Annotated in this window: 1 rRNA gene; it reads left to right on the top strand. The window is 55.7% G+C overall.

Going from position 1 to position 1,816, the window contains the following annotated elements:
• The first annotated feature begins 16 nt into the window (after positions 1 to 16).
• Positions 17 to 1,542, top strand: a 16S ribosomal RNA gene (locus ACT3TP_RS18620).
• Positions 1,543 to 1,816 lie beyond the last annotated feature (274 nt).

Here is a 1,816-nt window from a genome sequence, read left to right as displayed (position 1 = left end):
GATGGCTTTTTATTTTTTTATGGAGAGTTTGATCCTGGCTCAGGATGAACGCTGGCGGCGTGCTTAACACATGCAAGTCGAACGATGACCCCCAGCTTGCTGGGGTGATTAGTGGCGAACGGGTGAGTAACACGTGAGTAACCTGCCCCCGACTCTGGGATAAGCCCGGGAAACTGGGTCTAATACTGGATATGACCTTTGACCGCATGGTTTTTGGTGGAAAGATTTATCGGTTGGGGATGGACTCGCGGCCTATCAGCTTGTTGGTGAGGTAATGGCTCACCAAGGCGACGACGGGTAGCCGGCCTGAGAGGGTGACCGGCCACACTGGGACTGAGACACGGCCCAGACTCCTACGGGAGGCAGCAGTGGGGAATATTGCACAATGGGCGAAAGCCTGATGCAGCGACGCCGCGTGAGGGATGACGGCCTTCGGGTTGTAAACCTCTTTCAGTAGGGAAGAAGCGAAAGTGACGGTACCTGCAGAAGAAGCGCCGGCTAACTACGTGCCAGCAGCCGCGGTAATACGTAGGGCGCAAGCGTTATCCGGATTTATTGGGCGTAAAGAGCTCGTAGGCGGTTTGTCGCGTCTGCCGTGAAAGTCCGAGGCTCAACCTCGGATCTGCGGTGGGTACGGGCAGACTAGAGTGATGTAGGGGAGACTGGAATTCCTGGTGTAGCGGTGAAATGCGCAGATATCAGGAGGAACACCGATGGCGAAGGCAGGTCTCTGGGCATCTACTGACGCTGAGGAGCGAAAGCATGGGGAGCGAACAGGATTAGATACCCTGGTAGTCCATGCCGTAAACGTTGGGCACTAGGTGTGGGGGACATTCCACGTTTTCCGCGCCGTAGCTAACGCATTAAGTGCCCCGCCTGGGGAGTACGGCCGCAAGGCTAAAACTCAAAGGAATTGACGGGGGCCCGCACAAGCGGCGGAGCATGCGGATTAATTCGATGCAACGCGAAGAACCTTACCAAGGCTTGACATGTTCCAGACCGCCTCAGAGATGGGGTTTCCCTTCGGGGCTGGTTCACAGGTGGTGCATGGTTGTCGTCAGCTCGTGTCGTGAGATGTTGGGTTAAGTCCCGCAACGAGCGCAACCCTCGTTCCATGTTGCCAGCACGTAAAGGTGGGGACTCATGGGAGACTGCCGGGGTCAACTCGGAGGAAGGTGGGGATGACGTCAAATCATCATGCCCCTTATGTCTTGGGCTTCACGCATGCTACAATGGCCGGTACAATGGGTTGCGATACTGTGAGGTGGAGCTAATCCCTAAAAGCCGGTCTCAGTTCGGATTGGGGTCTGCAACTCGACCCCATGAAGTCGGAGTCGCTAGTAATCGCAGATCAGCAACGCTGCGGTGAATACGTTCCCGGGCCTTGTACACACCGCCCGTCAAGTCACGAAAGTTGGTAACACCCGAAGCCGATGGCCTAACCACCTTGTGTGGGGGGAGTCGTCGAAGGTGGGACTGGCGATTGGGACTAAGTCGTAACAAGGTAGCCGTACCGGAAGGTGCGGCTGGATCACCTCCTTTCTAAGGAGCTAACCAATTATTGGTTGCCCGTTTCTGTCACGAGTGTTGGCAGGCGGGTTGCTCATGGGTGGAATATCAATGAACTCAGTACCGGAAAACGCGTCGACTTTATGGTTGGTGTGGGGTATTGGCTATGGCTGCATGGTGTTCATGCTCTTTTAGTACGCGTCCCTTTGGGGGTGTTGGAATGAGGGTGTGGGGGCCAGGTGGTTTGTATGGTTTGGCATGCTGTTGGGTTTTGAGGCAACAAGCGTCCTGTCCCTTTGGGGGTGGG

This window comes from Glutamicibacter sp. AOP38-B1-38 (genome assembly GCF_052377485.1).
GTDB lineage: Bacteria > Actinomycetota > Actinomycetes > Actinomycetales > Micrococcaceae > Glutamicibacter.
This window is presented reverse-complemented; position numbering and strand designations above follow the sequence as displayed.